Below are 17,185 nucleotides of genomic sequence, written 5' to 3'. Positions count from 1 at the left end.
CTTTACAGTATTAATTACGGATATGAATACACTTTTAGACGTCGACCCAAAACACAATATTATTATTAAGGGTGCTAAACTGCACAACCTCAAAAATATAGACGTGATAATTCCTAGAAATAAATTAGTTGTTATTACTGGATTATCTGGTTCTGGTAAATCTAGCCTTGCTTTTGACACGCTTTATGCAGAAGGGCAACGTAGGTATGTAGAGAGTTTATCATCTTATGCACGTCAATTTTTAGGGAAATTAGATAAACCTAAAGTAGATTATATAAAAGGTATAGCTCCTGCAATTGCTATAGAACAAAAAGTAAACTCTACTAACCCGCGTTCTACAGTTGGTACAACAACAGAAATTTATGATTATTTAAAACTGCTGTATGCAAGAATTGGTAAAACCATATCTCCTGTTTCTGGTAAGCAAGTGAAAAAGCATACCGTTACAGATGTAATAAACTTTATTAAAGAATTTAACGACAATACTAAGTTGTTATTGTTAGCTCCTATTAAAGTTAAAGAAGATAGAGAACCTTTAAAAGCTTTAGAAATGTTTTCTAAACAAGGGTATGCTAGAATAAAACATAAAGGTAAAGTTATACGTATAGACGATTCTATTACAGAAATGGATAGAGAATTCTTTTTAGTAGTAGATAGAATTATAACTAAAGATGATGAAGATTTTTATAATAGACTTGCAAATGCTGTAGATACTGCATTTTTTGAAGGAGAAGGTAATTGTATTATAGAAGAACTAGAAACAGAGAAACAAACTCCTTTTAGTAATAAGTTTGAGCTAGACGGAATTAAATTTATAGAACCAAACGTACACCTATTTAGTTTTAATAACCCTTTTGGCGCATGTCCTACTTGCGAAGGTTATGGTGATGTTATTGGTATAGACCAAGACTTGGTTGTTCCTAATACAGCACTATCTGTATATGAAGGTGCAATTTTTCCTTGGAAAGGAGAAAGTATGGGTAAATATAAGGACGACTTTATAGCTGCGGCTTATAAGTTTGATTTTCCTGTGCACAAACCTTGGTTTGAGTTAACCGATGAGCAAAAGCAATTAGTTTGGGATGGTAATAAATCTTTTACCGGACTAAATAAGTTTTTTGCAATGCTTGAAGATAAAAGCTACAAAATACAAAACCGAGTAATGTTATCTCGTTACAGAGGAAAAACAAAATGTAGTACTTGTAATGGCAAACGTCTACGTCCAGAGACAGATTATGTAAAGGTTAATGATAAATGTATATCTGAACTTGTAGAACTACCTATAGAGTTGCTAACAGAATTTTTTAACTCTTTTAAGCTTAACAAGCACGATGCACAAATAGCTAAACGACTTTTAGTAGAAATTACAACAAGACTTAACTTTTTAAATAAAGTAGGTTTAAGTTACTTAACGCTAAACCGAAAATCTAATACATTATCTGGTGGCGAGAGCCAGCGCATAAACCTAGCAACATCTTTAGGTAGTAGCTTGGTTGGTTCTATGTATATATTAGATGAGCCAAGTATAGGATTACACCCAAAAGATACCGAAAACTTAATAGACGTTTTAAAATCTTTAAGAGATTTAGGAAACACTGTTATAGTTGTAGAACATGATGAGGATATTATGAATGCTGCAGACCAAGTTATAGACATAGGTCCTGAGGCAGGTACACACGGTGGCGAGGTTGTTGCTAACGGTACAATGGCAGATATTTTAAAATCTACATCATTAACAGCTAGTTACCTTAATGGTACTAAACAGATAAAAGTTCCTGAGAAAAGAAGAAACTTTACTAATTTTATTAGAATAAATGGTGCAAGAGAAAATAACCTTAAAAATATAGATGTTACTTTTCCTTTAGGTATACTAACCGTTGTAACGGGTGTATCTGGTAGTGGTAAAAGTACATTAGTTAAAAAACTACTATATCCTATAATATTAAAAGAAATTGGAGGCTATGGAGAAAAAGCCGGACAGTTTACTTCTGTAGAAGGAGAATATAAGGATATTAAAAATGTAGAGTTTGTAGATCAAAACCCTATTGGTAGGTCTTCTAGATCTAATCCTGTAACTTATATAAAGGCTTACGATGATATTAGAGCATTGTTTGCTTCTCAAAAATTAAGTAAACTAAGAGCCTACCAAGCAAAACACTTTTCTTTTAATGTAGATGGTGGTCGCTGTGAAAAATGTAAAGGTGAAGGAGAAATTACTGTAGAAATGCAGTTTATGGCAGATGTACACTTGTTATGTGATGCTTGTAATGGTAAACGATTTAAAAAAGAAGTTTTAGAAGTTAAGTTTCAGGATGCTAATATAGATGATGTTTTAACTATGACTATTGATGATGCTATTGCATTTTTTGAAGAGCATCAACAAACAAAAATAATGAATAAGCTTAAACCATTGCAAGATGTTGGTTTGGGTTATGTTACTTTAGGTCAATCTTCTTCTACCCTATCTGGTGGTGAAGCACAACGTATTAAATTAGCATCGTTCTTAATTAAAGGTAAAACAACTAACAAGTCTTTATTTATTTTTGATGAGCCTACAACTGGTTTACACTTTCATGATATTAAAAAATTATTAAAATCTTTTAATGCTCTTATAGCCAAAGGACATTCTGTTGTCGTAATAGAACACAATATAGATTTAATTAAATGTGCAGATTTTATTATAGATTTAGGGCAAGAAGGTGGTACTAAAGGTGGCCAATTAATAGCTACTGGTACTCCAGAACAAATTGCAAAAAGTAAAAAATCGTTCACAGCTAAATATCTTCAAGAAAAACTATAGCTTAAATTTTACTGATTTACAAGTGGTTACAGTTTAAATCTGTTTTTTGGCACGCTGTTTGTATTATAGATACCAGAATGTAAATAGTTACATTCAGAATTTATAAAACCTTATAGTATGAAAAAATCAGTACTACTTTTTACAGCACTTTTAATAGGTACTTTTAGTACAATGGCTGTAACTACAGAAAACACAGAGAATAAGGTTGCAAGCAGCAATACTTTATTACAAAACAACTCTTTTACTTTTATAGAGAACGGAGTTACATTTTCAGTTTTCCCTGATGGCGAATTCGATTTCTTTATTGATAATAGAGTAAATGTAAATGCTAATATAAATTTAGGAAGAAACGCAAATATTACCTTTAACACAGGTTACAACTACAATGCTTACGTACAGTATGATGATTACGGAGCTGTAATACAAGTAGAAAACGTTCCTATTTATTATGACTATTACGGTAGAGTTGAGCAAATTGGTGATATAAACATTAATTACAGAAACAATAGAGTTCATAGATTAGGTGGTATGTATGTATATTATAACTCTAGAGGTTATTATGACTACCATAGAGGTTATATAAACAGGTACAACAGAAACTATACATTTAACAGATACAATAGTTATTTTCATAGACCAGCAGTAAACTTTTGTTTAGTACAATCTAGACCATACAGAAGATATTATGCACCTACTAGATATACATACTATAGTCCTTACAGAAATAACTATAGAAAATCTTATGTAAGAGTTGGTAAGTCTTATAAATATAACAAACGTAACAATTATAGGTCTGCTAATGTGTACAGAAACGATAAAAGAGTTACACCAAGAAGCAACAGAACTGTTGGTATTTCAAGAACAAACACTAGAACCGTAGCTCAAAACTCAAGAAAAAGCGACAGAAATATTATTAACAGAAATAATAGAGCTGCAAGGTCTACAACAGTAACTAGAACAAGTAGTAGAAAACCAACTACATCTAGAACAGTTTCTAGATCTACAACATATAAAACTCCTGCTAAAAGCAGAACAAATAGTAGAGTTGGTAATACTAGAAGTACAACAACTAGAAGTGTTGCTAAAACACCAAATAGAACAAGTACTACAAAAAGCACAACGGTTAACAGAAGACCACAAAGTACAAATAGTAGAGCAACAAGAAGTACTACTAGAACCACTACAAGAGTTACAAAAACTCCAAGTAGAAGTAGTTCTTCTAAAAGTAGAGCTACATCAGTAAAAAGTAGCTCTAGAACATCAAGTAAAGCAAAAACTCCTTCTAGATCTAGTAGAACTAGCTCTAGTACTAGAAGCAGAAGATAATAAAGACAGTTTTTTAGGTTGTTAGTTGTTAAAGCCCTTGGAGAATTTATTCTTCTGGGGCTTTACTTTTGCTTACTTTTTTTCTTTAAATAAGGTGATAATATGCTGTACACATCTTCAGAAACTCTAAGTTTATAAAGCACAAAAATATAAACAAGACTAATTATGATACTTTTTAAAGCAATATTTATTACAGGATAAAAATTAAAATTAACAAAGAAAAATAAACCTCCTAACACACATAAAAGTAACAACACCTTAAGAGTGTCTAAACTAAACGGATGCATTTTAAATTTGGAATACACATAGCCTATTTTTACAGCATTAAAACTTGCTATAGCTATAAATGTTGCCCATGCAGCACCTTCTAAACCATAAGCAGGAATTAGAACATAGTTTAAGACCACAACTAAAATAGCCAGCATTACTCCCATTACTAAAATTGCTCTGTAATAGTCAGAATTAAAAAGGATAGAATTACTATTTCCTAAAAGAGCATCTAAAACTTTTGTTAGACCAATTAAAAAAACAACTAACATTCCTCCTCTATAAGCCACAGGCATTAGCTTGTATAGCTCCTGAAGATTTAAGATTATCAACAAAAAAATAATTCCTGATATAATAAATAAGGTTAAAGAAGATTTTTTATACAATTTACGTAACTCTGGCCTGTCATTATTGTTAAGCAATTTTGCCGTAAGCGGATGTGTAATTTGGTGCATAGCTCTAGACGGTACAGTAATTACAGTAGCTATAAACACAGAAACGCCATAAAAAGCAACATTTTCTATAGCAACATACTGGTTAAGCATAAATTTATCTATCTCTAATAATATAACAGCTGCAGAACCACCTAGTATTATAAGTGCACTGTATTTTACAATTGAAATATAATTTTTTGGAAGCTTAAAACTAAAACCAGGCATTTCTAAACTAAAGGCATAAAGTTTCATTATTAGCAAACGCAGTACGTAAACACCAACCAAAGCTTTTAAAAAAAAGTCTACTCCAATTATGTTGTAATATACCAATACAAGTAAAATAGCTATACAAAGCCTACCAAAAACTTCTTTCATAAAGTTTCCAAAAACAGATTTCATATGCACTTTTACCCAGGAATAAAAAATTTCAAAATAAGACATAGCAAGGCCTACTAAAAAAATATACCAAACATAACCTCTTACTTCTTTATTTTTTTCAGCTAAAAAATCTCCTATAAAATCGGTAGCAAAAAAAGTAAACAGTGCAAATGGTATAATTATAAGTAAAGGCAAATAAAGCATAAGGCTTAAAAAAGCAGTGGACTCCTCACCATCTTTATAACTACTATAAAATTTAACTAGTGTATTTTGTACACCAAACGTTAGCAGAGGCATTAATAACGCAGCAGTTGCCAATATAACGGTTACTAAACCGTAATTTTCTTTAGATAAAAAATTGGTATAAAAAAAAAGAGTATTAATGGCACCTATACCAAAACCAACAAAGGTTACAATAGTATTGTTAAAAGTTTGTTTAAATACGATACCCATATAAATGATTGGCTAATTTAGCTGTACGTTCTTTTCTACTGTATGTATTAATATTAGTAGAATTAACGTTTAATTTTTTTGTTTGATATTTATAAAACCAATCTAAAAGTAAACTTTTTAAATTAGATGTATCATTGTAATTAAAAGCAACTCCAGTATTTGTCTCTTTTATTATGGTACTTACCTCCCAACCTTTAGGTCCTATTGCTAAAATTGGCCTTTTTGCCCGCATATACTCAAACAACTTGCCTGCAATAATACCAATTGTATCTGCAGAATCTATTTCTGAAAGTAACAATACCTGAGATTTTTCTTGATATGCCAATGCTTCTGTATGTGACACGTAACCAATTAAATTTACGTAAGACTTTAAATTGTATTTGTAAATTGTTTCTAAAACATCTTCACTTACAACACCAATAAACTGAAGCGATAAACTATTTTTAAACGCTTCGTTTTCATTACACAACTCAGACAATGCTTGCCACAAATTTTCTGGGTTACGCCCAGTTAGTAAAGATCCTATATGAGATATAGTAAACATAGCATCTAAGGCTACACCACTAGAAATAGCACCATCAAAGCCGTTAGTTATTACTTCTACAGGCTTATCTGTAATTTCAATAAACTCCTTTTTAGTAGTATTACTTGTAACAATAATACTATCTGCACTATTTAGCACTAAGTGTTCTAAATACTTATGTTTCTTAGCTGATGATTTGCTTAGCCTTAATTTTTTATGATACCCAATAGACGTCCAAGGATCTCTAAAGTCTGACACCCAATTTACCCCTAATTTATCCTTTAGTTTTAAACCTATTAAATGTACACTATGTGGTGGTCCTGTTGTTATTATTGTATTTATTTGCTCTTCTACTAGTATTGAAGATAAATAATTAACAGATGGTTTTACCCAATTTTTACGAGCATCAGGTATAAAAAAATTACCACGAACCCAAAGCAAAATTTTTTCTATTACAGATTGATTTTTACTCTGTATTAGACCTGAACTAATTTTCTTTGTTTTATTTTTTGATAAAAAGCTAGCCCAACCATAAGGTTCATTTATTTTATGTTTGTAAATTTTAATGCCATCTGGAATTTCATTTACAAATGAAGTATCTACAATTGGGTAACTAGGATTTTCTGGCACATAAACTACAGGCTCTATATTAAAATCCCTTAAGTATGTAACAAATTTAAGCCAGCGCTGCACACCAGGACCACCTGCCGGTGGCCAATAATAAGCAATAATTAGCACCTTCTGCATTATGCATCTTCCTTTTTAGTTGTTTTTTTAAAACTAAAAATAATACCTCCAATAACTATTAAAGCTAAAAGAATATTACTAGCTAATGCAATTTTACTTCCGTTTTTAACCACTTCTGGTTCAAACTTAAATTCAATTTTATGTTTACCTGCTGGTATCTGTAATGCTCTAAGCGTATAATTTACTTTAAAATATGGAGAACTTTTCCCATCAATATAAGCGTTCCAACCATTTTTATAATACATTTCCGAAAACACAGCTAAAGCTTCATTTTGTGTTGTTGCTGTATACGTTAAATGGTTAGGCTCATACTTATCTAAATTAATAGTAGCTGTAGAATCTTTTGCAAATGAAAACTTAGTTAACAACGGAAATTCTGACGTATTTACAACAGCATCAGTCTTTATATTTAAACTATCTAAAGCCATTATTTCATCATTAGAAGAAGTTACCTTTCTTAAATTCTGAACAAACCAAGCATTACCCATAGCATTAGGGTTTACAGCTGGGTAAGATCGTCCTTCTTCATCTTCCTGAATTACATATTTTACGTTAAGCATACTTAAAACCCTAACGTTATTTTTATAAATATGAAAATCAAATAAATCTTGCATAGTAGCCGGCTTAGCGCCGTGGTAACCACCAATAGAGTTGTGGTAATAAGATGTGCTTGCACCATTTAAACCTTCTTTTGGGTTGTAAACGCGGTACACAGATGTATCTTGATTAATTTGCTTATTTGTAGTTGTTAACGGAAATGGTTGTTCCATTTGTCTAGCACTAACAAAATCATCCTCTGTAACATACCTTTTTGCAACAGGTACTAAATCTGCTAAAATTAATATTCCTATTACTATTACAAATATGTTTAACTTAAGTCTTTTATGTATAAATAAAGATATGGTTACAGCTGCAAGTAATACATAAATTAAAGAACGTAACACATCACTAGTATATACTTCTTGGCGGTCTAGTTTTATCATAGTTAAAACTTCATCACCAAAATATTTTCTATAAGTATCATCACTTAAAGCATCAAAAGTAAAGGTTCCTTTAACTAAAAATAATAGTATTAATGTTCCTAAAACTAATCCCGCGCTTATTAGTAATGATTTGTTGTATTTAGCTCTGTTTTCTTTCTCCTTAAATAAAGTCATTAAAGCTAAAATACCAAGCAAAGGAATACATAATTCTAATACTACTTGTATAGATGAAACTGCCCTAAACTTATCATATAAAGGAAAATTATCTATCATAAAATTGGTTAAACCACTAAAGTTTTTACCCCAAGAAAGTAGTAAAGACATTATTACGCCTGCTAAAAGCCACCATTTTACTTTACCTTTTACAATAAATAATCCTAAAACAAACAAGAAAAATAAGACCGCACCAACATAAGCAGCTCCAGAAACTCCGGGTTGGTCTCCCCAATACAAGGGTAAGCCTTCTGCAAAATCTAATGCTTGTTTTCTTGGCAATCCCTTACGAATTAGAAATTCATATGCTTTAGAATCTGTTCCTAAATTCTCTGAGTTAGAGCCTCCAAATAACCTTGGCACAAAAATGTTTAAAGATTCTGCTATTCCGTAACTATATTGCGTAATATATTCTTTATCTAAACCTCCTGTACTTTCTCTAGGAGACCCATCATTATTTATAGTTAAATTAGATTTTCCTCTAGTACTCCAATCAGAGTATTCTTTTGTTGCCATTAAATTAGTGGCATTTGTAGCAACGCCAATAAGTACAGCTACTAACAATAAACCAACAGAAGTAAAATAATGTTTTAACTGTTTTTCTTTAATTGCATATATTAAGTAAATAATACCCAAAATTAATATAAGCAACATAAAATAATAGGTCATTTGGTAGTGGTTTGCATTAACCTCTAAAGCCATTGCAAATGCTGTAAGTATAAAACCTAAAATATATTTTTTTCTAAACATTAAAACAATACCACCTAATAACATTGGTATATACCCCAGTGCGTGTGCTTTTGCATTGTGTCCAACCCCTAAAATAATTATTAGATAGGTACTAAAACCAAAAGCTAATGCGCCAATAGCTGCTAATCTATAATCTACCTTTAGGCAACATAAAAGAATGTAAAAACCTAAGAAGTATAAAAACAAATAATCTGCGGGTCTAGGTAAAAACCTAATTAGCTTATCTAATTTTTTAATGTAATTATGCGGATAATTAGCTCCTAATTGGTAGGTAGGCATTCCGCCAAAAGCACTATTTGTCCAATATGGTTCTGTATTTGTTTTTTCTCTAAAGTTATTTTGTTCTTTTGCCATTCCTGTATATTGAGCAATATCAGACTGAAATATTTTTTTACCTTGTAAAACAGGAGTAAAATATGCCAAAGAAGCAACTACAAATAAAATAAGAACAAAAAAGTTTATTAAAATTGATTTAAAATTGATTTTCATTATGTTGTTAGTGTTGTATTTAAATTATCACACAATAGTTTAGCAAAATAAGCATTTTTTAATTGCCCAAATACTAAACTCATTAAAGGTTGGTTGTTATTTATTAGGACTATTCTACTTCTTCAAAATCTATATACTCCCCTACTTTTTTTGATGGGTTAGATTTAAATTTTGTTTTCTTTTTTGAAGCAGAAGACTGTGTTGTATTAGGATTACCTTGATTAGGGTTTTGAGAAAATTGTTCAAATTTTTTCTTTAAATGTTCCTCTGTTTTTTTAGCTGCATAGTTCATCATTTTTGGTGCATATAAGCGCACTAAAAACTTTAGCAGGTAATAAACCGTAATAATTACGAGAATAGCTATTAAAAAATCCATAATTGTTGTAAAAATTTATATCAAAAATACAATTCTACCGTTGTATATAAAGATTATATCTCTTAAAATAATAATAAAAGTGACATTTAGGTAAGCTCATAGGTATGAAAAAATTAAAAAATATATTCTCTTTATTTCTTTTTACACTTCCTTTTTTAGGAATATCACAATACACAGACGTTATAAACTCTAACAGACCAGGACAATCTGTAAGCGCATATTCTATTGGTACTGGGGTAATACAAGCCGAAACAGGAATGTCTTATGAAAAACAAAGTCACAACACTTTGCAAACAGACTCTAAATTACTTGGCATAGATTTAGCCCTTAGATATGGTTTGTTTTTTGAAGAATTAGAAATTATTTACGAGGGCACATATACTAATGAAAATAGAACTTATTCTACCATTGGATTCCCTGATCAAAAATATACAGACTTTAAAAGAAACAGAATAGGGCTAAAATATTTAATTTTTGACCCCTACAAGAGTGAAGAAAGAAGAAAACCCAATTTATATAGCTGGAAAGCCAACAATACTTTTCAGTTAAAGAATCTAATACCAGCAATATCTGTATATGCAGGTGCTAATTTTGTTTTAGGCGACAATCCTTATTATCCGGGTGAAGCCACTATTTCTCCAAGAGGTATGATTGCAACACAAAGTAGATTATCTCCTAAATTTGTACTTATTACAAATGTAGCTTATGACCGTATTGGTACAGATTTTCCTGAGTGGAGCTATATTGTTTCTTTATCTCATGCTTTTAGAAACCCTAAATGGAGTGTTTTTGCCGAAAACCAAGGAATTAAAAGTGATAGGTATTCTGATGTTGTTTTTAGAGGCGGTACTGCTTATTTAATTGATGAAAATATGCAAGTAGATATGCACTTAGGAGCTAATATAAAAGATACACCTACACGTTTATTTTTTGCTGCCGGATTCTCTTATAGAATAGACAACCACAAGGATAAAGAAATTGCAATTGAAGATCAAAATGCAACCACCAAAGACGGAAAAATTAGAAAAAAAGATCTTAAAAAGAAAAGAAAGCAAGCCAAAAGAGATGCAAAATCTAAAAAAAGTACAAAAAAGAAATCTAAAAATGAAGAACCTATAGATTTTTAATCCAATCCTATAATTTTTATAAGTACAAACTTTCTCTTATTAATTAATATCCCTAATATTGATGTAGCAAAAAGATATTAGAATATGATTACTATTGTTGAAGCTAAAACGAAAGCAGATTTAAAAAAATTTGTAAAATTTCCATTTAGTATATATAAAGATTCTCCGTACTGGGTACCTCCTATTATAAGTGATGAATTAGACTCTTTTAATAAAGATAAAAATCCTGTATTTAAAGATGCAGAAGCTTGGTTTCTGTTAGCTTATGACGGACCTAAACTTGTAGGTAGAGTTGCCGCTATTATTAACTGGATAGAAATAAATCAGCAAAAAGTAAAAAAAATGCGTTTTGGTTGGTTTGATTTTGTTGATGACACAAACGTATCTGAAGCGTTACTACAAAAGGTTGAAGAAATAGGAAAAGAACACAACTTAGAGTATATGGAAGGGCCTGTTGGTTTTTCTAACCTAGACAAAGTTGGTGTTGTTACAGAAGGTTATGAGCATATTGGTAATATGATAACTTGGTATAACCACCCTTACTATGTAAACCACTATGAGCGTTTAGACTTTAAAAAAGAAAAAGAATATTTAGAAAATAAGTTTCCATTTGCAAATGCTAAACCAGAGTTTTTTGAAAGGATACAAGCCTTAATAAAAAAGAGATATAACTTAAGAGAGCTAAACTTTACAAAAACTAAAGATGTAATGCCTTTAGCAGACAAAATGTTTGACCTTTTTAATGAGTCTTATGCTTCTTTATCTTCATTTGTACCTATAAACGACATACAAAAAGAGCATTTTAAAAATAAATACATAAGCTTTATAAACCCAGAGTATATAAAATTTGTAGTTGATAAAGATGATAACTTAGTAGCTTTTTCTATAGTTATGCCATCATTTTCTAAAGCTTTACAAAAATCTAAAGGAAAGTTATTTCCTTTTGGTGCATACCATTTGTTACAAGCAAAAAAACACAGTAAAGATGTTATTTTCTATTTGATAGGCGTGCATCCAGATTACCAAAACAAAGGTGTTACAGCTATTCTTTTTAATGAATGCTACAAGACCTTTAAAGCTAAAAATATAGAAAACTGTATACGAACTCCAGAATTAGAAGAAAATACAGCAATTAGGCAAATTTGGAAGAATTTTGATCCTAAAATATTTAGAAGACGTAGAACATACCGTAAAAACTTATAAAAACTAAAAAACCCAAGCTAGCAGCTTGGGTTTTTTACTATATGTAATAAAAGATTTTTACTCTCCCATTGCAGCTGCAACAGCGGCAGATAATCTTTTGTATGTACCGTTAGTTAAACGCTCACGTATTGCATCAAAAGCATTAAGTGTTTCGTTTACATCTTCTAGTGTATGAGAAGTTGTAGGTATCATTCTTAATAAAATAAGTCCTTTTGGAATTACTGGGTAAACTACTATAGAGCAGAAAATACCATAATTTTCTCTTAAGTCTCTTACCAATGCCATAGCTTCTGGTATACTACCATTTAAAAATACTGGAGTTACACAACTTGTTGTTGTACCAATATCAAAACCACGATCTTTTAATCCCGTTTGTAATGCATTTACATTTTCCCAAAGTTTATTTTTTAACTCTGGCATAGTCCTAAGCATATCTAAACGTTTAAGTGCACCTACAACCAATTGCATTTGCAAAGATTTTGCAAACATTTGAGAACGTAAGTTGTATTTTAAGTAATCTATAATTTCTTTATCTGCAGCAATAAAAGCTCCAGTACTAGCCAAAGATTTAGCAAATGTTGCAAAGTAAACATCAATATCATCTTGTACGCCCTGCTCTTCACCTGCACCAGCACCAGTTTTACCTAAAGTACCAAAACCATGAGCATCATCAACTAAAAATCTAAAGTTATACTTTTTCTTAAGTGCTACTATTTCTTTTAGTTTTCCTTGCTCGCCACGCATACCAAAAACACCTTCAGAGATAACTAAAATACCTCCACCAGTTTGCTCTGCCATTTTTGTAGCACGCTCTAAGTTCTTTTCTAAACTCTCTACATCGTTGTGCTTATAAGTAAAACGCTTACCCATATGCAAACGTACACCGTCTATAATACAAGCATGAGAATCTACATCATAAACTATAATATCATCCTTAGATACCAAAGCGTCTATAGTAGACACCATACCTTGGTAACCAAAGTTTAATAAGTAAGCTGACTCTTTGTTTACAAATGCCGCTAACTCATTCTGTAATTGTTCGTGTAAGTCTGTGTGTCCAGACATCATACGTGCACCCATTGGGTATGCAGAACCGTAATCAGCTGCTGCCTGTGCGTCTACTTTACGCACTTCTGGGTGGTTTGCTAATCCTAAATAATCATTAACACTCCATGTAATTACTTCTTTCCCTTGAAACTTCATTCTGTTAGAAATAGTTCCTTCTAATTTAGGGAAAACAAAATATCCCTCTGCTTGCGATGCCCATTTTCCTAATGGTCCTTTGTTCGCTAGTATTCTATCAAATAAATCTCTCATCTAAGCTATTTTGGCTGTCTGCAAAAGTACAGAATTTCAGCAAGGTTTCATAACATTTTTATGAACAAAAAAAAACAATGAATTAAAATTCATTGCTTTTTTATTTTTTATATTCTAAGTTTTCTACTTAACAAATTGAATTTCTGGCTTTTCCTCTGTTTCTACAGCATTTAAAAAACCTTGAGCTTCCATCCATTCATCACTATATATTTTACTCATATATCTAGATCCGTGGTCTGGAAATATAACTACTACTCTACTGTTGGCATCAAATTCACCTTCTGCATATAGTTGTTTTACAGCTTGCATAGCAGCTCCACTTGTATACCCAACAAACAAACCTTCTGTTCCTGATATTTGTCTTGCTGTGTGTGCACTTTCTTCATCTGTAACTTTAATAAACTTATCTATTACATCAAAATCTGTGGCTCCTGGAATTAAGTTTTTACCTAAACCTTCTATTCGGTATGGGTAAATCTCATTAGCATCAAACTCACGTGTTTCATGATATTTTTTTAGTACAGATCCAAAAGCATCTACACCAATAACTTTTACATCTGGGTTTTGCTCTTTTAAATACTTTGCAGTACCTGATATTGTACCTCCTGTACCACTACAAGCTACTAAATGTGTAATATTACCATTTGTTTGCTCCCAAATTTCTGGGCCTGTAGATGCATAGTGTGCAGCTCTGTTTAACTCATTAAAATACTGATTAATGTAAATAGAACCTTCTGTTTCTGTATGCAATCTTTTTGCTACTTCATAATAAGAACGTGGATCATCTGCACTTACGTGAGCCGGACAAACATAAACTTGCGCACCCATAGAGCGTAACATGTCTATTTTATCTGGAGATGATTTAGAACTTACCGCTAGTATACATTTGTATCCTTTAACAATACTTGCCATTGCTATACTAAAGCCTGTATTACCAGATGTAGTTTCTATTATTGTACTGTCTTCGTGTAATAATCCTTTACGTTCTGCTTCTTCAATAATATGAATTGCAATTCTGTCTTTAGCAGAATGTCCTGGATTAAAAGCCTCTACTTTAGCGTAATATTCTCCTTTAAAGGAGCTAGTAACATTATTAATTTTAATTAACGGAGTGTTACCTATTAACTCTAAAACATTGTTATAGGCATTAATTTTATTTTCCATGCGTATTTGGTTATAAAATGATAAGACTTCGTTGGTTTGCTTATCAATTACGTGACAAATTTAGCCTTTTTTTTTTACTTAGCTATTTTTCCTTCTAAATCTATTAAAAAAGCATAGTCTTTTGCTACTTCTTTTAATGCTTCAAACCTACCTGACGCACCACCATGGCCTGCATCCATATTGGTATCTAAGAACAATAAATTAGTATCTGTTTTATATTTTCTTAGCTTGGCAACCCATTTAGCTGGTTCCCAATACTGTACCTGTGAGTCATGCAAACCTGTTGTTACCAACATTGTTGGGTAGTTTTGGGCCGTAACATTATCATACGGAGAATAAGATTTCATATAATCATAATACTCCTTGTCATTTGGGTTACCCCATTCATCATATTCACCTGTTGTAAGCGGTATAGAATCATCTAACATTGTAGTTACTACGTCTACAAAAGGTACACTTGCAATAACACCATTGTAAAGTTCTGGTGCCATATTAACTATTGCACCCATAAGTAAACCACCTGCAGAACCTCCTGATGCATACAAATGTTTATTACTTGTGTAGTTATTATCAATTAAATGTTTAGAGCAATCTATAAAATCTGTAAAAGTATTTCTCTTTCTAAGTAACTTACCATCCTCGTACCATTTTCTACCTAAATACTCACTACCACGTATGTGCGCTATTACATAAATAAAACCTCTATCTAGCAAACTTAAACGCACTGTAGAAAAATAAGGATCTATAGTATGCCCATAAGAGCCGTAAGCGTATTGTAATACAGGGCTAGAACCATCTAACTTAGTATCTTTATGGTATACAACAGACATAGGCACTTTTACTCCATCTCTGGCTGTTGCCCAAATACGTTCGGACTTATAATTATCTTTATTAAACTTACCACCTAAAACTTCTTGCTCTTTTTTTATTTCCTTAGATTTTGTTTCCATATCAAAATCTATAACAGAACTTGGCGTAGTTAAAGAGTTGTACCCATACCTTAGTATTTTAGTGTCAAAATCTGGATTTGTACCAACATAACACGTGTAAGTTTCATCTTCAAATGGTAAGTAATACCCATTATTAGTATCCCAACGTACTATTTTTAGTTTATTTAAACCGTTTTCTCTTTCAGACAAAACGTAATAGTCCTTAAAAATATCTAAATCTTCAAGTAATACATCTTCTCTATGTGAAATAAACTCTGACCAATTTTCAGATGCCGTAGCAGAATCACTACAAGTCATCAATTTAAAATTAAAGGCATTATCTTTATTGGTAAGTATAAAAAACTTGTCCCCGTAATGAGCTATAGAATACTCTAAACCTCTTTCCCTTGGTGAAAATATTTTAAATTCTGAATCTGGCTCCTCTGTTTTTATAAACCTATATTCAGATGTTAAGGTACTAGATGAGCCTATAACTATAAACTTTTTAGATTTTGTTTTGTATATATAGGTGTTAAAAGTTTCATCTTGTTCATGATATACCAACTCATCTTTAGATGCTGGTGTACCCAACCTATGCTTGTATATTTTATCAGATCTTAAAGTAACTGGATCTTTTTTAGTGTAAAATAAAGTTAAATTATCTGCAGCCCAAACACTACTACCTGTTGTTTTTTCTATAACATCATCATAAATTTCACCCGTTTCTAAGTTTTTTATTCTAATGGTATATTCTCTTCTAGAAATAGTGTCTACACCAAATGCAGCCAATGTGTTATCAGGACTAATTGCAATACCATTTAAGCTAAAATAGTCTTTATCCTTAGCTAAGTCATTACAATTAAAAATAATTTCTTCATCTGCTGTTTCAGCTCCTTTTCGTCTAGAATATATTGGATACTCTTTTCCAACTTCATACCTAGTACCATACCAATAACCATTCAATTTATAAGGTACAGAAGAATCATCTTCTTTTATACGACCTTTCATTTCAGCAAAGAGCTCTTTCTGAAAATCTTTGGTATGCGCTGTTAATGTATTATAGTAAGCATTTTCTTCCTCTAAGTATGCAATTACTTCTTTATCTTCTCTGTTATTTAACCAATAGTAATCATCCACTCTAACATCATTGTGTTTAGACAGTTCTTTTGGTTCTTTTTTTGCAACAGGAATTTTAATAGTAGCCATAGGCTTATCTTTATTTTGACATGAAGCAGCAAAAATAATACTAACTAACAGAACTATGCATTTTTTTATGACTTTCATTTTTTTTTAAGATTGATTGACTAACAATTTAGTAATTTTGAAACATATTAACTATAATAAAGAAAAATTATGTTTGGAGATATGATGGGAATGATGGGTAAATTGAAAGAAACCCAGCAAAAAGTTGAAGAAACAAAACAACGCTTAAACACTGTATTAATTGATGAAAAGTCTACTGATGAAGCAATTAAAGTAACTATAACAGCTAATAGAACTATAAAAAGTATAGAGATAGATAAAAGTCTTTTAAATGACAAAGAACAACTTGAAGATTACCTAATTATAACATTAAATAAAGCTATAGAAAGAGCAACAAAGGTTAATGAAACCGAGCTGGCCGCTGCTGCAAAAGATGGTTTACCCAATATTCCAGGAATGGATTCGTTATTTAAATAAAAACTGGCAGGTTTTTTGCAAGAATA

12 protein-coding genes are annotated in these 17,185 nt (G+C 31.3%); 5 read left to right on the top strand and 7 right to left on the bottom strand.

Features of this window, described 5'->3' with window-relative positions:
• Positions 1 to 22: 22 nt before the first annotated feature.
• Both uvrA and Q4487_RS01605 read left to right on the top strand, forming a co-directional pair.
• On the top strand, positions 23 to 2,800 hold the full coding sequence (uvrA, locus tag Q4487_RS01610; RefSeq protein WP_303542646.1) for an excinuclease ABC subunit UvrA: 2,778 nt from the start codon (positions 23 to 25) through the stop codon (positions 2,798 to 2,800).
• Between the two features lie 117 nt (positions 2,801 to 2,917).
• On the top strand, positions 2,918 to 4,126 hold the full coding sequence (locus Q4487_RS01605) for a hypothetical protein (protein WP_303542644.1): 1,209 nt from the start codon (positions 2,918 to 2,920) through the stop codon (positions 4,124 to 4,126).
• Positions 4,127 to 4,188: 62 nt separating this feature from the next.
• On the opposite strand, the gene Q4487_RS01600 is transcribed toward Q4487_RS01605, so the two are convergent.
• The 4 genes from Q4487_RS01600 to Q4487_RS01585 form a co-directional block, all read right to left on the bottom strand.
• Positions 4,189 to 5,658, bottom strand: a complete 1,470-nt coding sequence (locus Q4487_RS01600) for a lipopolysaccharide biosynthesis protein (RefSeq protein ID WP_303542642.1) — start codon at positions 5,656 to 5,658, stop codon at positions 4,189 to 4,191.
• On the bottom strand, positions 5,642 to 6,928 hold the full coding sequence (locus Q4487_RS01595; RefSeq protein WP_303542640.1) for a glycosyltransferase family 4 protein: 1,287 nt from the start codon (positions 6,926 to 6,928) through the stop codon (positions 5,642 to 5,644). The genes Q4487_RS01600 and Q4487_RS01595 overlap by 17 nt, the downstream gene beginning before the upstream one ends.
• Positions 6,928 to 9,363: a YfhO family protein gene (locus Q4487_RS01590; protein ID WP_303542638.1), complete on the bottom strand. Its 2,436-nt coding sequence runs from the start codon at positions 9,361 to 9,363 to the stop codon at positions 6,928 to 6,930. Before Q4487_RS01590 ends, Q4487_RS01595 begins: the two co-directional genes overlap by 1 nt.
• 109 nt (positions 9,364 to 9,472) lie before the next feature.
• Positions 9,473 to 9,739 carry a DUF4834 family protein gene (locus Q4487_RS01585; RefSeq protein WP_100896157.1) on the bottom strand — a complete coding sequence of 89 codons (267 nt, stop codon included), beginning with the start codon at positions 9,737 to 9,739 and terminating at the stop codon, positions 9,473 to 9,475.
• A 104-nt stretch (positions 9,740 to 9,843) separates the two neighbouring features.
• Here Q4487_RS01585 and Q4487_RS01580 point away from each other — a divergent pair, with 104 nt between their 5' ends.
• Both Q4487_RS01580 and Q4487_RS01575 read left to right on the top strand, forming a co-directional pair.
• Positions 9,844 to 10,866, top strand: a complete 1,023-nt coding sequence (locus Q4487_RS01580; protein WP_303542635.1) for a transporter — start codon at positions 9,844 to 9,846, stop codon at positions 10,864 to 10,866.
• Positions 10,867 to 10,950: 84 nt separating this feature from the next.
• Positions 10,951 to 12,069, top strand: a complete 1,119-nt coding sequence (locus Q4487_RS01575) for a GTP cyclohydrolase (protein WP_303542633.1) — start codon at positions 10,951 to 10,953, stop codon at positions 12,067 to 12,069.
• A 57-nt stretch (positions 12,070 to 12,126) separates the two neighbouring features.
• Here the strand turns inward: Q4487_RS01575 and Q4487_RS01570 are convergent, their stop codons facing one another.
• The 3 genes from Q4487_RS01570 to Q4487_RS01560 all read right to left on the bottom strand — a co-directional run bounded on the left by Q4487_RS01570 (position 12,127) and on the right by Q4487_RS01560 (position 16,763).
• Entirely contained in the window at positions 12,127 to 13,386 is a 1,260-nt protein-coding gene (locus Q4487_RS01570) for an aminotransferase class I/II-fold pyridoxal phosphate-dependent enzyme (protein ID WP_100896160.1), read from the bottom strand.
• Positions 13,387 to 13,509: 123 nt separating this feature from the next.
• Entirely contained in the window at positions 13,510 to 14,550 is a 1,041-nt protein-coding gene (locus Q4487_RS01565; protein WP_100896161.1) for a PLP-dependent cysteine synthase family protein, read from the bottom strand.
• A 74-nt stretch (positions 14,551 to 14,624) separates the two neighbouring features.
• Positions 14,625 to 16,763 (bottom strand): S9 family peptidase, encoded by a 2,139-nt coding sequence (locus Q4487_RS01560; protein ID WP_303542629.1) that lies wholly within the window; start codon positions 16,761 to 16,763, stop codon positions 14,625 to 14,627.
• Positions 16,764 to 16,832: 69 nt separating this feature from the next.
• On the opposite strand from Q4487_RS01560, the gene Q4487_RS01555 reads away from it, so the two are divergent.
• Positions 16,833 to 17,159 carry a YbaB/EbfC family nucleoid-associated protein gene (locus tag Q4487_RS01555; protein ID WP_303542627.1) on the top strand — a complete coding sequence of 109 codons (327 nt, stop codon included), beginning with the start codon at positions 16,833 to 16,835 and terminating at the stop codon, positions 17,157 to 17,159.
• Positions 17,160 to 17,185 lie beyond the last annotated feature (26 nt).

Origin of the sequence: Cellulophaga sp. 3_MG-2023 (assembly GCF_030546975.1) — a bacterium.
GTDB lineage: Bacteria > Bacteroidota > Bacteroidia > Flavobacteriales > Flavobacteriaceae > Cellulophaga.
This window is presented reverse-complemented; position numbering and strand designations above follow the sequence as displayed.

Coding starts and splice junctions, on each gene's coding strand:
- Q4487_RS01590 (WP_303542638.1), bottom strand. CDS start 9,363: ATGAAAATCAATTTTAAATCAATTTTAATAAACTTTTTTGTTCTTATT.
- Q4487_RS01595 (WP_303542640.1), bottom strand. CDS start 6,928: ATGCAGAAGGTGCTAATTATTGCTTATTATTGGCCACCGGCAGGTGGT.
- Q4487_RS01575 (WP_303542633.1), top strand. CDS start 10,951: ATGATTACTATTGTTGAAGCTAAAACGAAAGCAGATTTAAAAAAATTT.
- Q4487_RS01585 (WP_100896157.1), bottom strand. CDS start 9,739: ATGGATTTTTTAATAGCTATTCTCGTAATTATTACGGTTTATTACCTG.
- Q4487_RS01580 (WP_303542635.1), top strand. CDS start 9,844: ATGAAAAAATTAAAAAATATATTCTCTTTATTTCTTTTTACACTTCCT.
- Q4487_RS01560 (WP_303542629.1), bottom strand. CDS start 16,763: ATGAAAGTCATAAAAAAATGCATAGTTCTGTTAGTTAGTATTATTTTT.
- Q4487_RS01605 (WP_303542644.1), top strand. CDS start 2,918: ATGAAAAAATCAGTACTACTTTTTACAGCACTTTTAATAGGTACTTTT.
- uvrA (WP_303542646.1), top strand. CDS start 23: ATGAATACACTTTTAGACGTCGACCCAAAACACAATATTATTATTAAG.
- Q4487_RS01555 (WP_303542627.1), top strand. CDS start 16,833: ATGTTTGGAGATATGATGGGAATGATGGGTAAATTGAAAGAAACCCAG.
- Q4487_RS01565 (WP_100896161.1), bottom strand. CDS start 14,550: ATGGAAAATAAAATTAATGCCTATAACAATGTTTTAGAGTTAATAGGT.
- Q4487_RS01600 (WP_303542642.1), bottom strand. CDS start 5,658: ATGGGTATCGTATTTAAACAAACTTTTAACAATACTATTGTAACCTTT.
- Q4487_RS01570 (WP_100896160.1), bottom strand. CDS start 13,386: ATGAGAGATTTATTTGATAGAATACTAGCGAACAAAGGACCATTAGGA.